Genomic DNA, 26,752 nt, shown 5'->3' on the forward strand with positions numbered 1-26,752 from the left:
GCCCTAATATCCCTCCCCGATCAAGCTAAAGTACGAAGTACCGCTAAAATACTGGCCTTCGAACTCGACATACGACTTCTCATCCTTTTAAGCAAACGATAACAAACACCACGAGCAGCTTTTGTTTCACTCCTACAAGTTTTTATTTTAAGTGTTATTGTATAAAAATTAAAGGATTTCGATATTCAGAAAGTTTTTAGCCTTCATAGACGAAGACCCTGCACTGTCTTGTTGTATAGACTGCGCAGGGCTTATTCACTACCGAATTACTTCACCACGAGGTTAACCATCCGGCCGGGAACAACTATGTGTTTTACGACCGTCTTTCCTTCGATTTGGGATGCAATTTGGGGATCATTGGTAGCTGTATTGATTACAGTTTCTTGGTCTGCGTCAACAGCCACTTGTATTCGACCACGTACTTTGCCGTTTACCTGTACTGGTAGTTCAATGAGGTCATCCACCAGCCAGGATTCATCAAATACAGGGAAATTTTCATAGGTAAGCGTTGTCGAATGTCCTAACCGTGACCAAAGCTCTTCAGCAATATGTGGTGCTACGGGAGCAACCATTAGGACCAGAGGTTCGATTGCATCGCGTGGGGCACCTGCAGGATAGGTCTTAGTGAGGTAATTGACGTATTCAATCAACTTAGCCACTACGGTATTCATGCGAAGGTTTTCATAATCTTCGCGGACGCCAGCAATAGTGCGGTGTAGAGCTTTGTTGTCTTCGTCGTTGAGTGGGGCGTCGATAGGCACGATTTCACCGTCGTTTTCATTAACCACAAGCCGCCACAGTCGCTGAAGGAATCGTTGAGCTCCTACTACGTCTTTAGTAGCCCAGGGGCGGGAGGCATCGAGGGGACCCATCGCCATTTCATACACACGTAGGGTATCGGCACCATAGTTATCGCAGATTTCATCCGGGGAAACGGAATTCTTCAGCGATTTGCCCATCTTGCCGTATTCTTGGGTCACTTCTTCACCTTGATAGAAGAATTTCCCGTCTTTTTCTTCCACTTCTTCTGCTGGTACATATACGCCCCGGGAATCTGTATATGCAAATGCCTGGATATAGCCTTGATTAAAGAGTTTTCGGTATGGCTCGTACGAGGTGACATAGCCAAGGTCATAAAGCACCTTGTGCCAGAATCGTGCATACAGCAAGTGAAGAACTGCGTGTTCCACACCACCAACGTAAAGGTCTACACCACCGCAATCTTCGGGGTTTCGGGGACCTGTCCAATAGCGCTCATTTTCAATATTGCAGAACTCGGCGTGGTTTTCCGGGTCGATATACCTTAGTTGGTACCAAGACGATCCCGCCCACTGCGGCATTACATTTGTGTCCCTGCGGTAGGGCTTGAGCCCATCACCAAGGTCAAGTTCTACATTGACCCATTCGGTCGCTTTTGCCAGCGGTGGGTGGGGTTCAGAATCCGCATCATCAGGGTCAAAGGACACTGGCTTGTAGTCTTCCACCTCGGGAAGTTCCACAGGCAGCATTGACGCAGGAAGGGGGTGTGCAATTCCATCTTCGTCGTACACAATTGGGAAAGGTTCACCCCAGTAGCGCTGGCGAGCAAAAAGCCAGTCACGCAGTTTGTACTGGATTTTTTCCTTCCCCAGTCCTTGCTCAACCAGCCATTTAATTGTTGTGGCAATGGCAGCATCTTTTGCCAGGCCATTAACGTCCAACCCTTGCTCGTTCGCAGAATGTACCGCTACCCCTGATTCGGTAAAGGCTGCTTCCTCAATATTGCCCCCAGCTACTACTTCTTGGATTGGCAAACCGAATGCTTTGGCGAATTCATAGTCGCGATCATCATGGGCAGGAACAGCCATAATCGCGCCGGTACCGTACCCGGTAAGTACATAGTCTGCAATAAAGACCGGGATTTCTTGCCCATTGACCGGGTTGACTGCATATGCGCCGAGGAACACACCGGTTTTTTCTTTGTTTTCTTGGCGTTCCAAATCAGATTTCGCGGCAATTGTTGCGCGATATTTCGCTACTGCATCGGCAGGGTTTGATGCATTAAAAGTCCATCGCGTATCCACGCCCTCATAACTGCCGCTCCCGCCAGCGACCAGGGCGTCAACAAGCTTATGCTCGGGAGCGAGCACCATATATGTAGCTCCGAATAATGTATCTGGCCTGGTAGTAAATACTGTAAGTGTGTGCTCTTGAGCCTTGAAATCTACCTCGGCGCCGCGAGAACGACCAATCCAATTGCGCTGCATAGAGCGTACCTTGTCCGGCCAGTCCAAGGCATCTAAATCATCGATGAGGCGGTCTGCATATGCGGTAATGCGCATCATCCATTGCGAAAGGTTTTTCCGGAATACCGGAAAGTTACCCCGCTCAGATTTACCGTCTGCAGTAACTTCTTCATTAGCCAATACTGTGCCCAAACCTGGGCACCAGTTCACAGTTGAATGCGAGCGGTATACAAGCCGGTAGGCGTCCACCACCTTAGCCCGCTGAATTTTCGTTAGCTTCGTAAACTCCGCCGTACCAAACTCTTCTACAAGATGTGCAGGAATTGCACGTTCGCCGGATTCCAAAAGGGGCAGGAGCTCAGAAATCGGGCGGGCTTTTTGGATTTCTTGATCAAACCATGAATTGAAAATCTGCAGAAAAATCCACTGAGTCCAACGGTAGTAGTCAGTATCTGTGGTGGCTATAGCGCGCCGTTTATCATGCCCTAAACCCAGCCGGTTAAGCTGACGCTCCATATTGTCAATTGACTCTTGAGTTTTTACCCTCGGGTGCGTTCCTGTCTGAATCGCATATTGCTCAGCAGGCAAACCAAAGGCATCATAACCCAAGGTATGTAATACATTTTTCCCCAGCATACGGTGGAAACGCGCAAATGTATCGGTAGCAATATAACCTAGTGGATGCCCAACATGGAGGCCCGCACCCGACGGAAACGGAAACATATCTTGAACAAATAGTTTCTCCTTGGGCAATTCTCCCGATTCAGCTAGCGCACCTACCGGATTTGGCGCATGGAATGTCCCATTTTCACGCCAATACTGCTGCCAGTGCTTTTCAATTGTGCCAGCCAGCTCGGCTGAATAACGGTACGCAGGAGAATCACTAGGTTTGGTCATGCAGAACAGTGTAATCCGTAACCGCTTGTCCACTTACCTTGCACCCAAAAAACAGCAACCCCCACCTAGGATCCATAGCTGCCTTTATGGTGACCTAGGCGGGGGAGCTGTTGTTATTGCACGCACTAACCCACAGTACTCTGAGTTATTCGGCCTTTTCAGAAGCTTTTACATCTTCTTCAATAATTTCCAGGCGATTATCCCCGTCTTCTTGGGCTGTACGCTCAATATTGCCTTTTGCAAGTTTATTTATTACCAGGGAAATCGCACCGTCGCCGGTAACGTTACACGCCGTGCCAAAAGAGTCAATGGCAATATATGCAGCAATCATAAGCGCTACTTGATCCTCGGTAAAACCGAGCATCGAGGAAAGCAACCCAACAGCTGCCATAATAGCGCCACCAGGAACACCTGGTGCCGCAACCATTGTGATTCCCAACATGAGAATAAAACCAATGGCTTTACCTGGCGAAACATCAATGCCCTCCATATAGACAATTGCAAATGCGAAAAGTCCAATCTTAAGCATGGAGCCGGCAAGGTGTGTTGTTGCACAAAGTGGGACGGCGAAACCAGCAACCCCCGGAGCTACATCATTCTTTTTCACACAAGCATATGTGACTGGAATGGTTGCCGCCGATGAGGAAGTACCCAATGCAGTAGCGTATGCAGGCATCATGTTTTTCAGGCTTGTAAATGGGTTTCTACCGGCAATTGTTCCAGCAATAAAGAACTGGATGAGCAGCAGCACAATGGTCAAAACGATTGCTAACACTAGTACTTTTGCAAATTGCTCAAGGGTGGTTCGTAGGCTGCCATTCATCCCCATGGAAAGGAAAACACCAAAGATAAATAATGGCAGGAGCGGGATTACAAACTTTGAAATCACCCGCATAATAACGCGCTCTAGATCACGTAGACCTGCATAGAGTGTTTCGCTTTTTACAGCCGTCATGGCAACGCCAATACTGAACGCTAGAAGGAGTGCGGTCATTACGCCCATTGGCGGTGGCATTTCAATAGTGAAGTAGCCCTCTAATGCACCTTTTTCGATGTCTTCGGCTTCCATAACTGATTCATTAGCCAGCAAGCTTGGGTAGAAGGCCATTGATGCACCGTATGCCATAAGGCCAGCAAAAATGGTGGATGTGTAGGCAACACCAGTTGTAATTGCTAACCATTTTCCGGCGCCTTTCCCAATGCCGGCGATCGCTGGTGTAATCAGTGCAAAAATCAGCACTGGGATAAAGAAGCCAAGGAAGTTTCCAAAGAGTCCATTGAAGGTAACAAATACCCTCGCTAGTCCTTCCGGGAAAAAGAAGCTGCATCCTATACCCAGGATGATTGCCACAGCGATGCGAAAAAGAAGTGACTGCGACATCGTTTTGAGTTCCATGACGGTCACGTTACTGCATGGCTTGTCACTTAAGAACTTATTGAGGTGGATTTCACCCGCTTATCTCTGCAGCCAGCCGCAATATCTCCTGCTACGCAAGGCACGCCCAAGTACTAGCGTTGTAGGTTAGCGGGCTAAGCTGACTTTTATGATCGTGTTCGCTGTAGCATTACTCATTATTGCTGTTTTTACCGCCATTATTGGGGGATTAGCATGGGCACAAAAGCTACCTGGTAATTCTGTAATTGGCATTCGTGTTCCTGAAGTACGTAAAACTCAAGAACTCTGGGATACCGCTCACCGTATAGCTGGCCCACTTTGGGTTCTTGCTGGTGTTTCATTATTCCTTGGCGCTGTTCTAGCGATTTCCGCTTCTGGCTGGATGTGGGCTCTCGTAGCACTAGCGTTTGTAGCGTGGCTTGCGTTTCTTGGAATCGGTGCGGGAATGGCAGCACACACCGTTGCGCTTATCGACGCCCAATCAGTCGCCGCTAGTAGTGATGGTTGTTGTTCCTCTGGTTCTTCAGAATCCAACGATCCTGCAGCTGATTGTGGCGTGACTGGTGGTTGTGGTTCTTGCTCACTTCAAGGGTCATGTGAGGGTGGGGGAGCGGCATTTCAAGCTGTTGATCTTGATGCTACCCGGCGTGCTGCGGCTGCTTCTGATAAATAAATACCTATGGCAACCCCAGAATTTATCCTCCAATTACGGGAAAAAATTGGCCATGCAGAACTCTGGATACCAGGTGTTTCCGCCTATGTAATCCAAGACGGCAAGATCCTTTTGGTCCGCCGAAAGGACAACGACCAGTGGACACCGATTACCGGAATTTGCGAGCCCGGCGAGCAACCAAATGATGCTGCCACCCGAGAATGCCTCGAAGAAACAGGCGTTAAAGTAGAGATCGTAAAAGTTCTCTGGGTTCGCGCTGTTGGACCGATCATTCACTCTAATGGTGATCACGCGCGCTATATGGACACAGCATTTCTTTGCATTCCGGTCAAAGGGGAAGCCCATGTTGCAGACGATGAAAACTCTGAAGTGAAGTGGTTTTCACTCGATCAACTACCACCAATGCAGACACGGTTTCTTGAAACAATCAATCACGCATTACAAGACAAACCAACCGGCTGGGGAATCTCTACTACTATAGAAGTATTTCCAAATAAGGCTTAAGTACCCGCCATACGCGAAGCTCTTCTGCGTAACGCGCTAATTGGTTGAGATCTTTGTCGGGGCGCTGAACATAAAGTTCCAGAGCTTCAATTAACTCACGTTTTTCCATTTGGCTACGACTACGTACCAGATCACAAATCGTCCGCTCTAAATCATAAACCGGAACCTGATTGCCTTCCGGAGTACGTACTGTAGTTCTCCCTAAATCAAATGCCGCTTTTTTAACGGAATATACCTCAAAACCCTCGCCCCTAAGATTAGTGGCATTATAACCGGTGGGTACAGTCACATTGATACTTGACGGCTCATATTCCCTAATACCATGCAAATACAGTGCTGTGAGATGTGAGAATACAATTCTTTCTACCCGACGGTGAAGAACCCAAAGTTCATCTATCCACACACCCGGTTCCGCATAAACGCCATGCGCCACCCGTTCCAATCCCTGGTTACGTACAAACGTAAGAAAAGTTGGCGCTGAAACGCCCGTGGCCAGGGCATCTCGCGTACAAATAATCCCAGAATTAGACCTCATAAGCTTGGATAGCACTTCAGCGGAAGACATTCAATCAACCCTCATAGTTTTAAATTTATGCTCAAATTTTGAAAGTCGAGTGTAACTTACGGCAATAGCACTCTCGCTCTTACTGCTACACCTTACGACTTAGTGGTGAAATGTGTACGGTATTCCTATAAGACTTATAGTTTTTAGGGAAAAGGCGGCTGCACAATAATGGTGACACAACCACAATATGATACGGAACCCGTAGTCAAAGCAGCACCCGCCGATCTTGATCATCATTCGACTGAATTTCTTGTTCAAAGAATAGCGAATGATACAGAGAATTCCACAACTCACTTGAACAACTTGAAAATCTTACAACGTATCGGCGCATTGACCCAGAAAGGGGAAAATATCTACCCTACGCTCGCTGGATTGCTCACACTTGGCTCGGAACCGCAACGTTTCTTTCCAGAATTATCAGCCACAATAGTAGTACTCCCTACATTGCATTTCGGCGATAGAGGCTTAGACGGAAAAAAATTCCTAGCATCTCGAAGGCTAAATGGAACAATCCAGAACATTACCGAGGCCGCGCCGCGAGAAATCGCACAATTCCTCCCAGCATCAGAGAATCAAAAAAGCTACGAAGGAAAACGGCGCAACAAGCTTTTGAAGATCACTAGACAGCTGGTGCTCCAAGCCCTTATTACTCGAAGCTACGCCCCACAATCTCATAACAGCACGGTACAGATCGAACTATATCCGAACAGGTTAGAAATTCATTACCCTGGCACTTTTAATCCGATTGCACACCACAGAAATAGGACAGTCGAATCGTTGCTGCAAAAAATGCAGTTTTCCTTCGAGCTAATGAAGCCCTGCACTCTGGCACGGGAACTTTCCCTTGCGGAAATCGCTAAACCTCAAATTATCCAAGAACGACAACGGGCTCGCATAATTATTGACCGATAAAGCCAAAATAGCACTTGTAGCACATTATAGATACGGAGGTAGCAATAATTCTAGGGACTAGACATTAAAAGTTGGTTTCGAATATTTTTGTTACCGAAAAATTAAAGTAGTGTTTATTCGGCTTCGGATCACTGCCCACCTCAGCCTAAATTTCCTTACGTTTCACGTGAAACACTACAAAGTCGCAGTTGAAGGCTTATAGGCTCACAATTTTCCGAGCTACAATCTTTCACACATGCACAGCACTCTAACAACATAGCGGATTTTTTCTTTCGCCCACTCCTTCAAAACAAATTCTTATTTTACACAACCAACTCATGGTAATTGAAGTGCAAAAGACACGCTATAAGTATTTCAACTGCAGTTAATTTGCCGTCATTGTACTTTATACTAAATGCCATACCTAAATTAAGCTTTTAAATTATATGCAAATAATTATCTGCATACGGTCTTTTATAAAGGAGCTGCACCCCTTCCGAAAGTATCGTCCTGAGGGTAAAAAGCATTCAGTATCAAAGGTTCGGAAACTGAATGTTTCACGTGAAACATTGGCTTCGTACTTAGCAATTCCCCACAAAAGATAGGAGTTGCTATTGAGAGCCACCTCACGCTAATCTAGTCGCATGTCGAAAGTACAGGATCTAAAACCTACCAACTGGTGGTGGCGCGCTAACTAGCGAGCCACTGATACACCGACATATCTAAGGCTCGCACGCTTCACTTTGAAGCACGGGCTTTTTCTTCGTTTGCATAAGTCCCGCCGAAAAGTGAAGGAACCTCACTCAGGAAGGCAGACTAAATGCAAACCCCCGAAATTAAACACCGTGACACGCTTCTCAATGCGTATTTTGGCGAATTCGGCGGACAATATGTACCCGAAATGCTCTACCCAGTTCTAGATGAACTGGAGCGAGCTTATGTAGACGCTATCAACGATCCTACTTTTAAAGAAGAGCTGCGGACACTTTACAATAATTATCTTGGCCGACCGACCCCTATCACTGAATGTGCAAATCTCCCATTAGCAGGGAAGGGGAAGGGTAAAGCAAAGATATTTCTGAAACGTGAAGACCTTGTTCATGGTGGGGCTCATAAAGGAAATCAAGTTATTGCTCAAGCATTGCTAGCAAAACGCCTAGGCAAAACTCGGCTTATAGCCGAAACTGGTGCAGGACAGCATGGGACTGCCACAGCCATGGTTGCCGCACTGTTTGGTATGAAATGCACTATCTATATGGGGGCACGTGATATCGCCCGACAACAACCTAATGTCTACCGCATGCGCCTTATGGGTGCTGAGGTAGTTCCCGTCGAAGAAGAACAGGGCAACGGCCTTGAAAACGCTATTGACGTTGCTTTGATGGACTGGGTTAAGTCTTATAAAAATACCCACTATCTCCTTGGTACCGCAGCTGGACCACATCCGTTTCCAACATTGGTTAAAGAATTCCAGGCGATTATTTCACGTGAATCACGCAAACAAATGGTGGAACTTACTGAACGGCTACCTGATGTTGTTGTTGCTGCAGTAGGTGGTGGATCAAATGCTATTGGCGCGTTTGCTGATTACCTAACGAATAAAGAAGGTAACGAAAATGTACGGCTTATTGGCGTCGAGCCTGCTGGTGAAGGATTAGACTCCGGAAAGCATGGAGCACCTCTTTGCCGTGGCCGAGTAGGCATACTCCATGGATCACGTTCCTATGTAATGCTCGGTGAAGACGATTCAGTTCTCCCATCACATTCCGTTTCTGCAGGTTTAGACTATCCAGGCGTGGGGCCTGAGCATGCTTTTCTGCTGGAATCAGGCAGGGCAGAATACGTCGGAATTACAGATGCTGAAGCGCTTCAAGCGTTTCGCATGCTTTCACGATACGAAGGTATTATTCCAGCTCTTGAATCAAGCCACGCGTTAGCATACGCTTTGAAGCTCGCCGAGCAAGCAGAAGCGACTGGCGAGGAACTAAATATTTTGGTTAATCTATCGGGTCGTGGAGATAAAGACGTAAATTATGTTCGAGCACTGCTAGGCGATCTCGCTGGCGAGGATCCTGAACAACTTCCAGTACGAGATCTTGATATCTCTGAAGCTATTGGCTCCCTTCGAACTGCTTTGGGGGAGGCATGATTCCAAACGTTATTACGCGACCAGTCCGCTACCACGAAGATGCTTCCGCTCTTTTCCAGCATTTAGATCATGGAAACGATGTTGTACTTTTAGAAAGTGCAGACATTACGTCAAAAGAAGGTCTCTCTTCAATAGCCGTGTTGCAGGCCAGTGCTCGAGTCACGTGTAAAGGGCAGCGTGTGAGCATCGAGCCATTAACTCAATCCGGGCTGCTTATTCGGCAGAGGATTTGCAACCAGCTTGGCCAAGACCTCGTATTTCCTGTAAGCAATGCTCCCAATGAGTGGGATAGGCTTACTGCGCTGAGCAGCATCGAAGTTCTCCGGAAATTACAAATGGATCCTGGATATGAAATCGAAGGCTGGCCGTTTCTTGCTGGTGGGTTTGCCTTTGATTATCTCGATTCATTTGAAGAACTCCCGGCAGTTTTGGACTCTGTAAACAGCTTTCCTGATTACGAATTCCTTGTAGCTGAAGTGTTACTCGTTATTGATCATCAAGCGAAAACTGCTGAAATCCAAGCACTCTCTTTGGATCCTGATCAAGATTTGTCACCAGTTATTGAAGATTTTGCGAAGCGTATCGACGCTCCGCTTCCTAAACGGACTGTTTCACGTGAAACACCGAAACTTACCGCCACGGCAGATATTAGTGATGCAGAGTTTAGGGAACAGGTAATTCAGCTACAAGAAAACATTAGGAACGGTGATATCTACCAGGTAGTGCCAGCTCGAACGTTTACGATTCCTTGCAACGATGCTTTCGCAGCATATCGAATACTGCGTGAAACGAATCCAAGTCCTTATATGTTCTATGTGCGTAGCGGCGGCTCTGAACTTTTCGGAGCATCACCCGAATCCAGCCTAAAGTTCACTGCTGCTACGCGCCAAGTTGAGCTTTATCCAATTGCAGGAACAAGACCACGTGGTAGCACTCATGAACTCGATATTCGTAATGAACTTGAGCTACGCACAGATGCTAAAGAAATTTCTGAGCACACGATGCTCGTAGACCTTGCACGTAACGACGTCGCCAGAGTAGCCGTACCGGGAACGCGACAGGTTGCTGAACTTATGAAAGTCGATCGCTATTCGCGAGTTATGCACTTAGTAAGCCGCGTAATTGCAACTCTGCATCCAGAATTAGACGCGCTTGACGCCTACCGTGCTTGTATGAATATGGGCACTTTAACGGGTGCTCCTAAGCTTCGTGCTACAGAGCTGCTACGGGGCGTCGAAAAGCACCGACGAGGCTCGTACGGCGGAGCAGTTGGTTACCTTCGCGGGGGAGGGGATATGGATACTTGCATTGTAATTCGCTCAGCATACGTCCATAACGGTATGGCTGCGGTTCAAGCGGGAGCTGGGGTAGTACGAGACTCAGACCCGCAAGCCGAGGCAGATGAGACTCTCCATAAAGCCTATGCGGTTCTGCACGCCATTGCCGCCGCTGTTGGTGCTGAAGTTGAGGTGAAACGATGAAGATAGTTTTGATAGATAATCGCGATTCTTTTGTATACAACCTCATGGATGCATTCGCAGAACATGATTGTGTGGTGTTCCGAAACACTGTCGATGTTCAGAAAGTATTGTCAGTACAGCCAGATGTAATTTGCCTTTCGCCTGGACCAGGTCACCCACGTGAAGCCGGCAATCTAATGAATATTGTTGCCGAATCTTACGGCAAGATTCCCTTGCTTGGAATTTGTCTGGGTTTCCAAGCAATCCTTGAGCACCTCGGCTGTGCTGTGGTTCCATGTGGGCCCGTTCACGGAGTCGCAGACACGCTAACATTAACCAAAGCTGGCGAAGAATTTTTTGGTGGTGAAACTCGGGTGGCTCGTTACCATTCACTCGGTTGCGTCACAGTGACGAAAAACCTTCTTACTTTGGGTACCTGTGAATCAGAAATTGGGAAAGTTATTATGGCCGCCTATTCGCCCGAAGAAAAAGTTCTGGGATTGCAATTTCATCCGGAATCAATCCTCAGCCCAACCGGCCCACAAATTTTAGAAAAAGCACTAGTTACGCTTGGAGGCGGAAAATGAGCGACGCCCACGAAAAACTTCGTCGATACCTTGATAATCCCAACCCCAGTGTTGAAGAAGCAAAAGAAGTATTTACCCCGCTTACGGTGGGCGCCTATGATGACGTACATATCGCAGCATTGCTAGCAACCATCCGCACCCGTGGAGAATCCGTAGCGGATATCGCCGGCGCAGCTCAAGCATTCCTTAAGGCAGCACGCCCCTTTCCACTAACTGGGGAGGGGATCCTCGATACCGCCGGAACCGGCGGCGATAACTCCAATACCATCAATATTTCAACCGGAGCATCCCTTGTGACTGCTGCAGGCGGCAATATGGTCATTAAGCATGGAAACCGATCCGTAAGCTCCAAATCTGGGTCTGCAGATGTGCTCGAAGCTTTAAATATTCCACTCGACCTCGATGTAGACCGGGCTGAAAAACAGGTGAGAGCATCAAATTTCACATTTCTTTTTGCACCCGCATATCATCCGGCAATCGCTTTAGTTATGCCGGTACGGAAAGCACTACGTGTACCTACACTATTTAATATTCTTGGGCCGCTCCTAAGTCCGGCAAAGCCCAAATTACAACTCATGGGCGTAAATAAGCCTTCGCTTGGCGAACCGGTCATTCAGGTTATGCGAGAGCTTGGTCGTTCGCGGGCGCTTGTGGTTCATGGGTCTGGTATTGATGAATTTGCTGTCCATGGACCTACCGAAGTTTGGGAATTGCGCGACGGAGAAATTTCACACTACACCGTTACACCACAAGATTTTGGCGTACAAACACATCAATTATCTTCGCTTCAAGGTGGTGATGGCCAAGAAAACGCAAAACTATTACGGTCAGTCTTCGCAGGCGAGGCACCAGAAGCACACACCGACGCAATTGCCATGAATGCTGCAGCGATGTTCTATCTGCACGGCAGGGTTCAAAACTTTAGAGAAGGTACAGACTTGGCAAAAGATTTAATCCAAAACGGCCAAGTTCGTAGTTGGCTACAGACCCACGAGGAGGCGAACTATGGCTGAGATACCAACCATACTTCAAGAGATTGTGCAAAATCGACGTTTGCGCGTCCCTGAGATCGCTGAACGTATTCAGGCGATGCCAAACCCGGAAAGGTCATCTAAGAGCCTCTATAAGGCTTTAAATGGCGAAAATCGCTTTATTATGGAATGTAAGTCCGCTTCGCCGTCACTGGGACTTATTCGAGCTGACTACCGTCCTGGCGATATTGCTCGCGTTTACTCACGTTACGCCTCTGCCATCTCAGTACTATGCGAGCCAGACAGGTTCGGTGGAGATTACGATCACTTAGCCACGGTTGCCGCTAGCACGCATCTTCCAGTGCTCTGTAAAGATTTTATTATTGCCCCCGAGCAAATCCGCGCAGCACGGCTCTTCGGCGCCGATGCAATTCTCCTTATGCTCTCGATTTTGTCAGATAATGAATATCGTGAGCTTGCCGCCTTAGCGGAGGAGTATAACTTGGATATCTTGACCGAAGTGATTTCGGAACAAGAAATGCAACGCGCCGCCGCTTTAGGCGCAAAGATTATTGGAGTTAACCACCGCAATCTTCATGATCTAAGTATTGATCTATCCCGTTCAGCGACACTGGCACCGCTTGCGCCGGCAGGGACTGTGTTGATTGCGGAATCTGGTATCCGCGATCATGCTTCTGTCCGACAGGTCGCACCACATGTACATGGATTCTTGGTTGGCTCTCAACTAACCGGCCAACCCGATATAGACCGCGCGTGCAGAGAACTTGTCTATGGCACCCATAAAGTTTGCGGCCTTACTACCGCTCGCGGAGCTCAGCTTGCGCGAGCGCATGGCGCTATCTATGGAGGATTGATATTCGAGGCTAATTCACCCCGCAATGTTTCACGTGAAACAGCGCAAAAAATCATAGACGCAGAACCTGATTTAACCTATGTTGCGGTTACAAGACGCACAGCAAACTTTTTTGAACTCGATGCCCCAGGTATTACAGCACTTCAAATCCATGCACCATTAAGCGAAACAGTCGCCGACGAACTTGCGCTTATCGACGCCGCGCGCTCAGCGCTTCCCAATAAGCAAATGTGGCGGGCGATCTCAATGAGTGATCCACGTGGTTCCGAATACGCACAAGCTCTTTACTCTCACGTAGACATGCTGGTACTCGATTCCGGTGGTGGCGGTACCGGGACCCAATTTGACTGGACTACGATTCCTCAGTACGTCAAGAACAAAACTCTACTTGCTGGTGGAATTGGCCCCTCCAATATTACTTCTGCACTTCGTACAGGGTGCCTTGGCCTAGACCTAAATTCCGGAGTTGAGTACGTACACTCCGTAGATAAAGACGCTACTAAACTGGCGACCGTTTTCCATACCATCCGTACAGACAGGTAATCCCGTGACACTTCTGCCCGCATACTTTGGAGAGTTCGGTGGGCAATTCGTTCCCGAACTTCTAATCCCAGCGCTGGATCAACTAGAGCATGCATTCGTCGATGCAATGAATGACGAATCATTTCAACGAGAACTGCAAACCTATTTACGTGACTATCTTGGACGCCCCACTCCTTTGACTGAATGCTCTAATCTGCCGATAGAGGGCAATGCACGTATCTTTCTGAAACGAGAAGATCTTGTTCATGGCGGTGCCCACAAAACAAACCAAGTAATCGCCCAGGCGCTATTAGCAAAGCGCATGGGCAAAACCCGCATTATTGCGGAAACTGGTGCCGGTCAACATGGCACCGCTACTGCATTGGCATGTTCACTTCTTGGGCTTGAATGCGTGATTTATATGGGGGAGGAGGATGTCCGACGCCAACAGCCTAATGTGTATCGCATGAAACTCATGGGTGCTCACGTCGTGCCGGTTTCAAATGGGTCAGGTACTCTTAAAGACGCTGTAAATGAAGCACTCCGAGATTGGACAGCTACATTCCACGAATCTCACTATCTCCTAGGTACCGCTGCGGGGCCACATCCATTCCCTACAATTGTTCGCGAATTCCACCGTGTAATTTCAACAGAAGCCCGGGCACAAATCCTAGATCGAATCGGCCGCCTACCGGATATTGTCACAGCCTGTGTCGGTGGGGGATCGAATGCTATAGGTATTTTCGCTGATTTTATTGATGATCCTGTTGAATTAGTCGGCGTAGAGCCGGCTGGAGAAGGACTCGATTCAGGCAAGCATGGAGCACCAATCCACGCCGGAAAAGTAGGGATCCTACATGGCGCTCGAAGCTACCTTATGCGCACTTCTGACGGCCAGGTTGAGGAATCCTATTCAATTTCTGCAGGGCTGGATTATCCCGGCGTCGGTCCACAACACGCCTACTTACATTCCATTGGCCGCGCTCAATACGTAGGCATTACAGATGCTGAAGCATTGGAAGCTTTCCAACTTCTATGCCGTTATGAAGGAATAATCCCCGCTCTTGAATCTAGCCACGCCATGGCATACGCACTGAAGCGAGCCAAGACATCCACCGACGATAACCTCACAATATTGGTCTCATTATCTGGTCGCGGAGACAAGGATGTAGATCACGTACGCTCCACCCTTGAGACCCACCCTGAATACCAACTAGAGGAGCACCAATGAGCCAACGATACACCGCAATGTTTGAGCGTTTGGGAGATGAAGGTGCATTCGTGCCTTTTTTCATGCTAGGGGACCCAACTCCTGAACTCAGCTTCAAAATCATTGATACGGCCATCCAAGCAGGCGCAGACGCACTTGAATTAGGGGTTCCCTTTTCGGACCCTGTAGCTGACGGCCCTACCATCCAAAAGGCACATATTCGAGCTTTAAATTCTAACGTTGATGTAGATACCGCGCTGCGAATCGTTCGACAAATACGCGATGCACATCCACATATACCAATTGGGCTTCTGATTTACGGCAACGTTGCCTTCGCCCGTGGAACCGAGCAATTCTACAAAGACGTAGCCGCTTCAGGTGCTGATTCCGTCTTATTGCCTGATGTCCCGATACGTGAGGGACGACCGTTTGCAAAAGCCGCAATCGAGCAGGGGATAGACCCAATTTTTATTGCTCCACCTCACGCCACACCAGACACTCTTGTTGGTGTAGCTGAAAACAGTAGGGGATATACTTACGCTGTTTCACGTGTCGGCGTAACCGGAACCGAATGGGAATCTTCTACCGACGGACTATCCGACATAGTGAAACACCTAAAAAGTTTCGGCGGTCCACCGGCGCTCCTTGGCTTCGGCATTTCCACCCCCGAACACGTCCGGAATGCAATGAAAGCAGGTGCCGCAGGCGCAATTTGCGGTTCGGCTTTAAGTAAGCTTATCGAGCAATACGATGAACCGGAATTGCTCGAGCGAATCCGGAAGTTTGTCACAGAGATGAAATCGGCTACAAGAGATTAAGTCCTTGCCAGTAAAGTACCCATGTTTCACGTGAAACATGGGTACTTTTTTCCACTGCTTTTCCTAAATGTTTCACGTGAAACACTCAATGATTACTTCGTATTACTCGCCTTTAATTCGCCCCTAAGACGGGAAGAGCGGGGCACAGCGCACCATTACTAACAGTTTAAGCGAAATCGACGCTCGCTAAGCTAAAGCGGCGTCGTAAAATAGCAAACCGGGAAAGTATGAACATGGACCAAATTGGTCAGCGACGCTTGCCCATCACCTTGAGGCCAATTAATTACCGCCAGTAATTCAAAAACGAGAAATCATTTCTTTTTGAGATAGTCCTCACCTGAGCACCGATATCCGCAGGGTTTTGAACACCGCCAAACAACCTTTCCAAAATGAGCACCCGCAACGGATCCTCGCTTCACATGAAACTCCCAGAGGTTAATTTGTATAAATATTAAGATCTGCATTTATGCTACTCAGCCCAGGGCCAATAACGTCACTGTGACTTTAATCTTTATGTGGGATACTAGATCTATGACTTGCTCACGCCGCCTCTTTTTAGTTGCTACAGCAACAACATTTGGTGGTGCATTACTCGCAGCTTGCGGTAGCACCAAAACAGAAGATGTTCCAGCTTCCGATGTTCCATTGGGTAAAGCCATTATTGTCAATGGATTTATTATTGCCCAACCCACCAAAGGCATCTACAAAGCATACTCTGCCAGTTGCCCACACCAGGGCTCTCCCGTCTCTATAGTTCACGACGACGGAACTGTAGAATGCCCCACTCATAACTCCATCTTTTCCATTGAAGATGGGGCAGTACAATCTGGACCATCTCGCTCTGGATTAATGCCTGCTACATTAACTGCAAATGGCGACACCTTAGAAGCTTCTCTCTAAGCACTCATTGTTTCACGTGAAACAACTGTAAGAGCCGGCGCGAACATTCATTGATCCGCCGGCTCTTGCCCTCTCCATTAACCTTGCATATATTCACTGCAACATACTGCCTTGAAGTAACGTGACAATATGCCGTTTAAAAAGCCAGATCCTCTTATTACCTTAATAATCATCGCAGTAATCTTAGCCATTTTCGTTCCTATACACGGACAAGCAGCTGAGTGGTTTAGTCTCGCAATTAAATTAGCTATAGCCCTGCTTTTCTTCTTATACGGTGCTCGCCTCTCTACACGGGAAGCGCTAGCCGGGCTTAAACACTGGCAGCTACATATAACGATCCTCTGCTTTACGTACATTCTCTTTCCACTTATCGGTTGGGCACTTGCGCCTTCTGCTAATTGGATAGGGCAGGAGTTATATCTTGGGATTTTATATCTGACATTAGTACCATCAACTGTTCAGTCATCTGTCGCCTTTACATCCATTGCGCGTGGCGACGTCGCAGGGGCCATTGTGAGTGCTTCTGCTTCAAACCTCCTTGGTGTTGTTATTACGCCTGTGTTGGTGATGCTCTTGATGACGCAAGAATCAGTCATAATCGATGGGGGAGTCTTTTTAGATATTTCGATCCAACTCTTACTCCCTTTTATCCTCGGGCAACTCTTCCGCCCTTTAGTGAAAGACATCGCAGAAAACAAAACAACTAAAGTTGTTGATCGAGGATCTATAGCCATGGTGGTTTATTCAGCTTTTTCAGCCGGAGTAATTGAAGGTATATGGAATAGAGTCGGGGTCTTGGAAATCTTGGGTTTAATCATTTTTTCCATAGGGCTTGTAGCGTCCATGCTATGGTTAACAGACTTCATAGCAAAGAAGTTGCGTTTCGCTAAAACACATAGAATTGCCATTCAATTCTGTGGTACCAAAAAGTCGCTTGCAACCGGTTTACCAATGGCTGCGGTTATTTTTGGCGGGAGCAATATTGGAATACTTATCCTGCCACTTATGATTTTCCACCAAGTACAGCTTATGATGTGCGCAGCATTAGCATCACAATACGCACGGCTATCTGAATAGGAAACAAACCTGGTGTTTCACGTGAAACAAGTATATGTAAAAACTTCTTACTCAATTCCTGGTCTCGCCAGCCCGGTTCATATTGCGGAACTAAGCCCTATCGAGGGGACAAATATGTGCAAAATGAAGCGACTCATCGAAATGATGGATGGAAATAGCATTTCTGGAATCTGGTCGTCTGAGGGTCTCAGTAAAGGCATTATGACCGTTCCAAACAAGCACGTACCACATCCGGATTCTTACGGATCTTACTCGGACATTGATTTCAAGCTCATAACCCATCTTGAGTTTGAGGCGCTCTGGATAGAAGCTGCACAGAAGTTGTAAAAACCAGCAGCCTAGATATTCATTAAGAGCATGTACAGCGAGGTGCCTGTAAGGATCGAAAGAACGGCAGATTTACGCCAAATATGAAGAGCCAAGGTGATAGCAACAGAAAATAGATAGGCCCAAGAAAAACTTGGCGCGGTGTAAACCACCAAAATGAGCATAACGCCCACAGGCATTGTCTGACTTAGGAGATTTAAAAAACTGCTACCTCGAAGCGTAGATACGATCCTAAATGGCAGCCAGCGAAGTAAGACAGTCACTGTACCAATGGACAATAGAATTGACACGGTATATCCGAGTGAGATTCCTTCTGGTAGCCCAAACACTAGTACCTCCAAGTAAGCACTGCATCTAAACGAGGAATTCGGTACCTCAGTACAAGCACAGAAAAATAGACGCAAAAAGCTAGCGCCATATTTCCTACCAAACATGACGCAAACGCGGTGACAACCAACGACCAATCTTTGCTGGCCCGAAAACCTTCGTAGGCAAGTACCACAAACAATGCTGTCAACGCGAATTCTGCACCGGTAAACGATGGCAGCAGCGAACCAGTTATAGCACCAATAATTCCAGACACGACCCAAATAGCTTGACATATCCACTGAATGTGTAGGAGATATCTGGGGTCAGGATTTTCCTTTCCTGCGGTTAATGCATAGGCCTCGTCCGTAAGCGCATACGTAGAGTACAACAAGCCTAATCGTGACGTAATAACCGAGCGGGGAAATGTTAGTCCATAAAAGATATGGCGGAAATTGACCAACAGTCCAGTAAAGCTAGCAGAAACAATTCCTACGCCACTTGTTATCAAGCTTACGGCAAGAAATTCCATACTCCCTGCATAGATAAGGATGGAGAAAATTGGTGCCCACCACCAAGCAAACCCCGCACCTGTGATTAGCAAACCAAACGCTAAACCAAGCGGCATTAATCCCACCGCAACTGGCCAAGAATCACGTAAAGCCTGTTTCACGTGAAACACAATGATCAGTTATCCATCATGTCGATGGGAAACGTCGAAAACAAGGGGAGAGGGAAGTTCTGACGACGCATTACATCACCCCAAACATCAGTACTTCCCGCAGCAATAACGTCTGAAGGTAGGGCTGGTGCAACAAACCAGTCTCCTCTATTGATTTCTTGATCCAATTGACCAGGAGCCCATTCGGCGAAACCTGCAAATAAACGCATACCATCGAGGTATTCTGCAATTTCATTGGGATCAGCCCGCAAGTCGACGTGCACTATGCGATTCGCCAGCTTCTTAAACACTTCATGAGCGTTTTCATCAACGCCGAGTTTTGTAACGCCAACACCAACGACACTTTCTTGATGAAGCGGCCCGCCTAGGTACAACGCCTGTGGTTTAGCTACACAAGGCAACCATTCTGGCATTACATTTGCAACTGCTACATCCAAACGAGAAGTGAGATTAACCCCAAAAGTCATGTACTGGCTGTGCTCGACAATAAGAACAACGCTTCGCGCAAAATCATCAGAGTACATACCAGGAGCCGCAACAAGCAGCATCCCAGGCTTTGGAGTATTTCGTTCTAATGCTAGGAAAAGTCGATCAGCAAAATAATCTTCCATGACACCTCCTTAAGGTTTTTAAAAACTAACCATTAATCCTGCCATATTACTTCTGTTCGGCCCACCATGCCTTAAGTTTCAAGATTGCTTCTTCACGCTCTAAAGGTCCCTGTTCTAAGCGCAGTTCTTTAAGGAAAGCCCACGCGCGACCCACATCCGGTCCTGGTTGCAATCCCAAAAGATCCATGATTTCATTACCGTTCAAATCTGGGCGTACTTTTTCCAGATCTTCTTTTGCGGCTAGAACCTGAATTCGCTCCTCTAAGTGGTCGCATGTACGCTGCAGTCGTTGTGCTTTCCGCTGATTACGGGTCGTGCAATCCGCACGAACAAGCTTCAAAAGGCGTGGCAGGAGAGGACCAGCGTCATTGACATACCGTCTGACTGCGGAATCAGTCCACCGCCCTTCTCCAAATCCATGGAAACGCATATGCAAATATACAAGTTGGCTAACGTCATGAACTACACTTTTCGAATATTTTAAAGTTCGCATACGCTTTCTAACGAGCTTTGCACCAACTACTTCATGATGATGGAAGGTTACCCCTCCATTTGGTTTAAAAGCCCTTGTAGCGGGTTTACCACAATCATGTAAAAACGCAGCCCACCGTAAAACAAGGTCCGGTTCTTCCTCTTGCTCAATCGCTTGACGCAAGACTTGCATCGAATGCGCATAGACGTCCTTGTGCTGCATATGTTCATCTTGAGTGAGTTTCATACCTGGAATCTCGGGGAACACATGGTCTGCAATTCCACTATTAACCATCAGATTGATGCCAGCCCATGGTGCCCGGCCTAGCATGAGTTTATCCAGCTCAGCCCGTACACGCTCTACTGTAATACGGGAAATCTGCGGAGACATTTCTACCAAAGCCTCTTGAACGCGATCTGCCACACTAAAACCGAGTTGAGAAACAAATCGTGCCGCACGCAACATTCTTAATGGATCATCATTAAATGAGATCTCTGGGGTTGACGGCGTATCAATGCGTTTCGATTTCAAGTCCGCGTAACCGCCTGTGGGGTCGTGGAACGTTAAGCCGCCATCTGGATGTAGTTCCACTGCCATCGCATTTACTTTGAAATCGCGTCGGATAAGGTCACCTTCTAAAGTGTCGCCAAAGGTCACTTCGGGGTTTCGTGATTCTCCGTCGTAAACATCTGAGCGGAAGGTTGTAACTTCAATTTGGTGACCATTTTTTTCCGCTGACAATGTGCCATACTCAATGCCTGTATCCCAGACAGTATCAGCATAGGAATCCAGTATCTCTCGCACCACGTCCGGGCGTGCATCAGTGGTGAAATCAAGGTCATGACCAAGTTCACCTAAAAGGGCATCCCGGACGGACCCGCCTACTAAAAAGACACTATGACCACGCTCTGCGAATGCTTGAGCGAGCGGCGTTAATACTTCTTGGACGGCTTCGAGTTCTTTGAGCTGGTTTTCCTCTATTGTCACGCAGATGAGTCTACTCGGTGGTTTGATACCATCAGGAGGATGAACGAGAAGGAACGTCAACAAGATGGTGCTCATCGTAAGCGCCGTCGCCGCCGGAAGCGTCCGGCACAGTCACGACGTCGTTCTCCCCAAGGTAAGGCACAAAAGCCTCGCCGCCAGTCCACACGCATGCGAACCAGCAATGAAACCTCTGCTGGCGGATTAGTCGTCTCAGGTTTAGCTGAGGCTGTACAAAAAGATGGGACGGTAGATCTCAGCCGAATCTATGTTGCTCTTATTGGGCGCCTCGACCGTCGTGGACGGCTATTGTGGTCCATGCCTAAAGGACATGTTGAACAAGGCGAAAACCGTGCCACAACTGCAGAACGTGAAGTTTGGGAAGAAACAGGAGTTCACGGACAGGTTTTTGCAGATCTTGGCGTGATTGATTATTGGTTTGTTTCTGATGGTATGCGCATTCATAAGACCGTCCATCACCATTTGCTTCGTTATTTGGATGGCGACCTCAATGACGAGGATCCGGAAGTTACAGAAGTTTCCTGGATTCCTGTGAGTGAACTTATTGAACGCCTGGCCTACGCGGATGAGCGAAAACTAGCACGTAAGGCACATGATCTATTGCCTGATCTCGCTCGAAAAGAGCATATGGAGGGAAGGGCGACGCCACAGTGAGGTGTTGGATTCCGCTTGCCATAGCACCGCTTTTGCTTGTTCCCACCGCTGATGCAATTCCGGTACCCACACGCCCTGATGACCCTCTCGTGGTTAGTCAATGGACTGCGCCAAAGGTGCGCGCAAAAGACGCTCAAGCTAGCGTCCGAATCGATATAAACGAAGCATTCACCGTTGATAAAAATGTTCGAATTAAAGCAGCGATTCAAAGTAATGAAACGCAAAAAGTAACTGATTTATCCGTTCGAATTCAGCGAGCCGGACAAGTACATAATGTCGCTGATGCCAAACAAATTCTGTCCGAGCAGGAATCTAATTTCAATATTCATGCCGGTGATTTTCGTAGTCTCGGGTGGGATTTAGATCCTGGTGAAACAAAGGATGCATCTTGGTCGCTGTCTCTTGAGTCATTGGGTATTACAGAACCCGGAATATATCCGCTATTAGTGAACCTTAATGGACAAATAGGTGGCGAAATGGAGTCATATCTGCATTCCAGCCGCGTATTATTGCATGTTCCAGGGGAGGAAAAACCCGCAGATCCAGTAGGGTTTACCATGTTGTGGCCACTGAGTGCAGATACCGGTTTGGTTGCAGGAGAGACTGGAGAAGCACCTGGAACTTCGCCGCTTATTCTCCAAGATGAACGCCTTGCTGGCGAGCTCATTGATGGCGGCAGGTTAGACCAATTAGTAGATGATGCACTTGCAGCTACATCGGATCCGAACAATCGCGGACTACGGGATGCAATGTGCTTGGCTATTGATCCAGAGCTCCTTGATGTTGTTGAACGCATGAGCCGTGGTTATTCGGTTGGTTCGCAGCGGCCCAGTCCAGTTTCTCAAAAGAAACGACTCCGGGATAGTTGGGGATCAGCCAATAATATGGAGTTGACTCCGGGAACAGGCCAATTAGTTGCGGGAGAGTGGATCGCTAAGGTTAGGCTACTGGCCGAAGGCGGGTGCACGGTCTCATTGCCTTGGTCAGATACGGATGTTGACGCAGTCTCGCGGACAGGCAATGAATGGCTCATGCGGGAGGCAATTGCTCGTGGACCGAAGGTTATTGAACGAATCTTAGGGGTTCGCCCGGAACAAAATATTGTTATTCCTGGGTCTGGATATGTCCAGCACCTTGGTCCACTTGTATATGCGACTTCACAAGATCCTGCCACCGAATGGGAAAAACAAACCCCACCGGAGCAGCAGGGGATGGGCCCAGAACCTTCACTCAATAATCCCCAGATGCCTAATAGGCTTGCCCATGCCCGACCATCCGGATCTTTGGTTCAGGTACTGGTTGCGGATAATGCACTACCACCCGGAACCCCAGGTGTACATGCAATTCCATACCAGGCATCACTTGCGGAAACCTTATCAGAGGTAGGAGATAAACCACTGACCTTGGGTTTTAGCAATGAGGCTCGGCGTTATAACCACTATGCGGACGGTGAACATGCGCGAACATTGGTGGCCGCGACGTCGTTACGCTTGGCCCTTATGGAGGGTAAACCTGTGCTCGCGGTACCACCCTCAACTATTGCATCGCCAACAGCTGGCGCCTCGCTTCTCGACGCCGCCGCAACCGCAATGAAGGAAGGTTTGGCGAAACCGCAAACACTGCGAAAATACATTGAGGAAGTGGACCCAGGGGAGGGGAATGGAGTGCCATTTTCAGACCCTGGAGCACCTAGCGATACCGAAGTCCTACGCGCAACGCAGCAAGCGAACTATATTGATGATCTCACAGGCCTAATGGTCAATGACCCCATGATCGCAATGAGCCGATATGACTTTACGACGCCCCTGCGACGCGATATTCTACGCGCGCTTAGCGCCGCAAGTCGAAGGGATCGCGAAAACTATCTTGCAGTCACCAGCAGGGCAGATCAGACGCTCAATGGAAACCGAGATATGCTGCAGCAACTGCGCGCATCGGTATCGCTATTGCCACCAGGAAATGTATACACCCGAATCTCCGAATCATCCCCCCTTCTTATTGTTGCCCGCAATGGCTTACCACTTCCAGTAGTAGCTAATATTCGCTATACCGGCGATGGCATTATCCACACCCCAGAATCTTTGCGAATCCCTGCCAAAGGATCAATTACAACGCAAATGACCGCCGATCTGGAATCTCAACGAGATCGCGCTGACCTCACCGTGTGGCTGGCCTCACCAGATAGTGCGGCAATTAGCGACCCCGTAGAAATCAGTGTGCAAACACGATCTGGATTCGCCAGTATCAGTGGACTACTCGCCGCCGCCATTCTAGGCGTAGCACTGGCAGCAAGAATCATTCGAAGCAACCGACGAAAACAAAATCGCAAACGTGCTCCCCAAAAACGGGTGCATTCTAGCGCTCGAACCCAAGTACGCGCGCCGCGTAAAGAATAAATGTGCAACTCTGACGGCAATCACTCACAATGGTGGAGTGAACCAGAACCAATCCTGGCAACGTAGCCGCATTATCACTCCCGCGCCACCAGCGCCCGTGATTAAGCCGAAGCCACAGGTCATCGAAGCGATCGACGAAGTCGAACAAAGCTCAGATGGCGACGTGGTGCGCTCTACAGGGTCGATGGCCATTGCCACACTGTTTAGCCGAATTACCGGCTTTTTAAGGACAGTAGCCATTGGCTCAACACTGGGCACTGCAGTTGCATCCGCTTTTAATGCGGCAAACACCTTACCGAACCTAATCACTGAAATCGTGCTCGGTGCGGTATTAACCTCACTTGTAGTTCCGGTACTCGTTCGGGCTGAGAAAGAAGACGAAGATAAAGGTGCTGCGTTTATTCGGCGCCTCTTTACACTTTCACTCACGCTTTTATTAAGCGTCACAGTAATTTCCCTAGCCACGGCGCCATGGATTACTCGATTGCAACTTAGCTCTGATGGGCAAGTGAACCTAAGCCAAGCAACTGCAATAGCGTTTTTAGTGCTACCACAGATTTTGTTTTATGGAATGTTTTCGCTATTTACTGCGGTGCTTAATACCAAAGGCGTGTTCCGTCCGGGCGCATGGGCTCCGGTCATCAATAACATAATCTGCCTTGCCGTATTGGGAACATACTGGTTACTGCCTGGAAAACTCGACCCCAATGATCCAGTAAGTATTGCTGATCCCCATATTTTGCTTTTGGGCATAGGCACAACACTTGGTGTCGTTGTGCAGGCACTCATTATGCTGCCTTCACTACGCAGAGAAGGCATTAGCCTAAAACCACTCTGGGGAATCGATGACCGGCTCAAACAATTCGGCGGTATGGCGCTGGCCATTGTAGTCTATGTTGCAATTTCACAAGCTGGACTAGTGATTGCTACTCGCATTGCCTCCCAAAGCGATGCCAGCGCCATTACCATTTACCAATCTGCCTGGCTGCTTCTTCAAGTTCCATACGGTGTTATTGGCGTGACACTACTAACGGCAATCATGCCAAGGCTAAGCCGCAATGCCGCAGACGGCGATAATGAAGCGGTTGTTCATGACCTTAAGGTCGCCACCAAACTCACCATGATGGCACTTTTGCCCATCATTGTTTTCTTTACCGCCTTTGGCCGCCAAATCGCATACGCGCTTTTCGCCTATGGGGAATTTGATTCCCGCTCCGCAGATTTACTTGGTTCCACACTTAGCTACTCTGCTTTTACACTTATTCCATATGCCCTGGTACTCCTGCATCTACGCGTGTTTTATGCCCGCGAGGAAGCTTGGACTCCTACCTTTATTATCGCTGGCATTACCGGCACTAAAGTTGTATTGAGCTACTTGGCAATCTATATGGCTTCCACCCCCAGCCATGTTGTGATTCTTCTGGGAGCGGCCAACGGTTGTGGATTTATTTCCGGCGCGGTCATTGGCGGTTTCCTGCTTCGCCGCAAATTAGGGCCTTTGGGTACTCGAGACCTTCTTCGAACCTGCGTATGGACCATTGGTTCCGCACTGATTGGTATTATCTTCGCTTGGCTCATTGATTTTGGATTGGCCGCAATCACCTCCGAAACCAACTATTGGTTTATGTTACGAGTCGCCCTAAGCGGCATTGTATTCCTTATTGGCACCGGCCTGGTGCTTTCCCGTTCAGGACTAGACGAGTTAAGTTCCCTCGGCGCTATTGTGAACCGAATTCCAGGACTCCGCACAACATCCGTAGAAGCTACTCAGCTGCTTACACTCGACTCTTTAAGCGCCACACCTGGCCCTATGTCCGGTGGTGCAGTACACGGTCCAAGATTGATGGCTGGCGCCCTCATTATGGACGGAAGATTCCGACTATTGGCATCCCATGGGCACGTAGATGGCGCGAAATTCTGGCACGCTCGCGAGCAAGCAACCGAAAAAGAAGTTGCACTGGTTTTCGTCGATGATCCCACCCATGAGATTGCAAAACGAACTGTCGAATTAGGCAATCAAAAACTCAAAGGCGTTGCACCTATTTCGGAGGTATTCACCGACCACTGGGGAAGTGTCGTTGTTGCTGAGTGGACACCAGGAGTAAGTTGGACCAGCATTCAGGAGGCAAGCCCACGCGCAGCCGCCCATGCACTGCAAGCATTAGCGACGTCGCAACGCCCCCTCGGAATAGACAGCCCTCAGCGCCTACGAATCACCAGTGAAGGCAAAGCTGTACTGGCATTCCCAGCCATCATCTCAAATCATCCAGACCGACTTGATGATGCATTACATGCCGTAGTGGAAACCGACAAGACCGTACACCAATTACTAGAACTCACCGAAGACTACGCAAAGATCCATCCCGTAGCTGAAGTAACACCAGAACCTGAAAACCAGGCTGGATTCGGCGACGGCTACTCGCGCGTCATGACAATCGTAATTGCCGTAGTTACCGTCCTCGTTGTATCAATCGCCGCCGTATCCACCATGGTCTTGTTTGGCCCATAAACAACACAACTTGACTCCTTTTTCTTGAGGCCCGCCCCACATTTATGTGGGTTAGGTTTTAAGGCTGGTGG

21 protein-coding genes and 1 pseudogene are annotated in these 26,752 nt (G+C 48.3%); 15 read left to right on the forward strand and 7 right to left on the reverse strand.

What is annotated here, in order from left to right:
* Positions 1-266 precede the first annotated feature (266 nt).
* Together leuS and CFREI_RS13110 are read right to left on the reverse strand one after the other, a co-directional pair.
* Positions 267-3,122 (reverse strand): leucine--tRNA ligase, encoded by a 2,856-nt coding sequence (gene leuS / locus CFREI_RS13105; RefSeq protein WP_027011512.1) that lies wholly within the window; start codon positions 3,120-3,122, stop codon positions 267-269.
* A gap of 145 nt (positions 3,123-3,267) precedes the next feature.
* Positions 3,268-4,518: a dicarboxylate/amino acid:cation symporter gene (locus tag CFREI_RS13110; protein WP_035111254.1), complete on the reverse strand. Its 1,251-nt coding sequence runs from the start codon at positions 4,516-4,518 to the stop codon at positions 3,268-3,270.
* A 148-nt stretch (positions 4,519-4,666) separates the two neighbouring features.
* On the opposite strand from CFREI_RS13110, the gene CFREI_RS13115 reads away from it, so the two are divergent.
* Together CFREI_RS13115 and CFREI_RS13120 are read left to right on the forward strand one after the other, a co-directional pair.
* Complete coding sequence (locus CFREI_RS13115; protein ID WP_035111258.1) at positions 4,667-5,191, forward strand: SdpI family protein; 525 nt, start codon at positions 4,667-4,669, stop codon at positions 5,189-5,191.
* A gap of 6 nt (positions 5,192-5,197) precedes the next feature.
* Positions 5,198-5,695 (forward strand): NUDIX hydrolase, encoded by a 498-nt coding sequence (locus CFREI_RS13120; RefSeq protein ID WP_051255745.1) that lies wholly within the window; start codon positions 5,198-5,200, stop codon positions 5,693-5,695.
* On the opposite strand, the gene CFREI_RS13125 is transcribed toward CFREI_RS13120, so the two are convergent.
* A complete protein-coding gene (locus tag CFREI_RS13125; protein ID WP_027011513.1) occupies positions 5,667-6,260 on the reverse strand; it encodes a type IV toxin-antitoxin system AbiEi family antitoxin domain-containing protein in 594 nt (197 codons plus the stop codon). The genes CFREI_RS13120 and CFREI_RS13125 overlap by 29 nt on opposite strands.
* 168 nt (positions 6,261-6,428) lie before the next feature.
* Between CFREI_RS13125 and CFREI_RS13130 the strand changes: the two genes are divergently transcribed.
* From CFREI_RS13130 to CFREI_RS13175, 10 genes are all read left to right on the forward strand, one after another.
* Positions 6,429-7,172, forward strand: coding sequence for a DUF8451 domain-containing protein (locus CFREI_RS13130; protein WP_027011514.1), 744 nt, complete (start codon positions 6,429-6,431; stop codon positions 7,170-7,172).
* Positions 7,173-7,971: 799 nt separating this feature from the next.
* Positions 7,972-9,300, forward strand: a complete 1,329-nt coding sequence (gene trpB / locus CFREI_RS13135; RefSeq protein ID WP_027011515.1) for a tryptophan synthase subunit beta — start codon at positions 7,972-7,974, stop codon at positions 9,298-9,300.
* A complete protein-coding gene (locus CFREI_RS13140; protein WP_027011516.1) occupies positions 9,297-10,781 on the forward strand; it encodes an anthranilate synthase component 1 in 1,485 nt (494 codons plus the stop codon). The genes trpB (CFREI_RS13135) and CFREI_RS13140 overlap by 4 nt, the downstream gene beginning before the upstream one ends.
* Positions 10,778-11,347 carry a glutamine amidotransferase-related protein gene (locus CFREI_RS13145; protein ID WP_027011517.1) on the forward strand — a complete coding sequence of 190 codons (570 nt, stop codon included), beginning with the start codon at positions 10,778-10,780 and terminating at the stop codon, positions 11,345-11,347. Before CFREI_RS13140 ends, CFREI_RS13145 begins: the two co-directional genes overlap by 4 nt.
* Positions 11,344-12,360, forward strand: a complete 1,017-nt coding sequence (trpD, locus tag CFREI_RS13150; protein ID WP_027011518.1) for an anthranilate phosphoribosyltransferase — start codon at positions 11,344-11,346, stop codon at positions 12,358-12,360. The genes CFREI_RS13145 and trpD overlap by 4 nt, the downstream gene beginning before the upstream one ends.
* Positions 12,353-13,735 (forward strand): bifunctional indole-3-glycerol-phosphate synthase TrpC/phosphoribosylanthranilate isomerase TrpF, encoded by a 1,383-nt coding sequence (gene trpCF / locus CFREI_RS13155; protein WP_027011519.1) that lies wholly within the window; start codon positions 12,353-12,355, stop codon positions 13,733-13,735. The genes trpD and trpCF overlap by 8 nt, the downstream gene beginning before the upstream one ends.
* 4 nt (positions 13,736-13,739) lie before the next feature.
* Positions 13,740-14,945 (forward strand): tryptophan synthase subunit beta, encoded by a 1,206-nt coding sequence (gene trpB / locus CFREI_RS13160; RefSeq protein WP_027011520.1) that lies wholly within the window; start codon positions 13,740-13,742, stop codon positions 14,943-14,945.
* Positions 14,942-15,742, forward strand: coding sequence for a tryptophan synthase subunit alpha (gene trpA / locus CFREI_RS13165; RefSeq protein WP_027011521.1), 801 nt, complete (start codon positions 14,942-14,944; stop codon positions 15,740-15,742). The genes trpB (CFREI_RS13160) and trpA overlap by 4 nt, the downstream gene beginning before the upstream one ends.
* 531 nt (positions 15,743-16,273) lie before the next feature.
* Positions 16,274-16,642: a Rieske (2Fe-2S) protein gene (locus tag CFREI_RS13170; protein WP_240483172.1), complete on the forward strand. Its 369-nt coding sequence runs from the start codon at positions 16,274-16,276 to the stop codon at positions 16,640-16,642.
* Between the two features lie 129 nt (positions 16,643-16,771).
* Positions 16,772-17,719: a bile acid:sodium symporter family protein gene (locus CFREI_RS13175; protein WP_027011523.1), complete on the forward strand. Its 948-nt coding sequence runs from the start codon at positions 16,772-16,774 to the stop codon at positions 17,717-17,719.
* Between the two features lie 338 nt (positions 17,720-18,057).
* Here CFREI_RS13175 and CFREI_RS13180 read toward each other — a convergent pair whose 3' ends face one another.
* From CFREI_RS13180 to CFREI_RS13195, 4 genes are read right to left on the reverse strand one after another with little or no spacing between them, the layout of a single operon-like run.
* Positions 18,058-18,480: an AzlD domain-containing protein gene (locus CFREI_RS13180; RefSeq protein ID WP_084170622.1), complete on the reverse strand. Its 423-nt coding sequence runs from the start codon at positions 18,478-18,480 to the stop codon at positions 18,058-18,060.
* Entirely contained in the window at positions 18,375-18,980 is a 606-nt protein-coding gene (locus CFREI_RS13185; RefSeq protein ID WP_240483189.1) for an AzlC family ABC transporter permease, read from the reverse strand. The genes CFREI_RS13180 and CFREI_RS13185 overlap by 106 nt, the downstream gene beginning before the upstream one ends.
* 59 nt (positions 18,981-19,039) lie before the next feature.
* Positions 19,040-19,645, reverse strand: coding sequence for a YqgE/AlgH family protein (locus CFREI_RS13190; RefSeq protein WP_027011527.1), 606 nt, complete (start codon positions 19,643-19,645; stop codon positions 19,040-19,042).
* Between the two features lie 46 nt (positions 19,646-19,691).
* On the reverse strand, positions 19,692-21,104 hold the full coding sequence (locus CFREI_RS13195) for a CCA tRNA nucleotidyltransferase (protein WP_240483173.1): 1,413 nt from the start codon (positions 21,102-21,104) through the stop codon (positions 19,692-19,694).
* 3 nt (positions 21,105-21,107) lie between these two features.
* On the opposite strand from CFREI_RS13195, the pseudogene CFREI_RS13200 reads away from it, so the two are divergent.
* The 3 genes and pseudogenes from CFREI_RS13200 to murJ form a co-directional block, all read left to right on the forward strand.
* Positions 21,108-21,776: pseudogene (locus CFREI_RS13200) on the forward strand (NUDIX hydrolase); the annotation flags it as partial.
* Positions 21,773-24,172, forward strand: a complete 2,400-nt coding sequence (locus CFREI_RS13205; protein WP_051255746.1) for a DUF6049 family protein — start codon at positions 21,773-21,775, stop codon at positions 24,170-24,172. The pseudogene CFREI_RS13200 and the gene CFREI_RS13205, both read left to right, overlap by 4 nt.
* 37 nt (positions 24,173-24,209) lie before the next feature.
* Positions 24,210-26,681 (forward strand): murein biosynthesis integral membrane protein MurJ, encoded by a 2,472-nt coding sequence (gene murJ / locus CFREI_RS13210; RefSeq protein ID WP_051255747.1) that lies wholly within the window; start codon positions 24,210-24,212, stop codon positions 26,679-26,681.
* The last annotated feature ends 71 nt before the right edge of the window (positions 26,682-26,752 follow it).

The organism is Corynebacterium freiburgense, assembly GCF_030408815.1.
GTDB lineage: Bacteria > Actinomycetota > Actinomycetes > Mycobacteriales > Mycobacteriaceae > Corynebacterium > Corynebacterium freiburgense.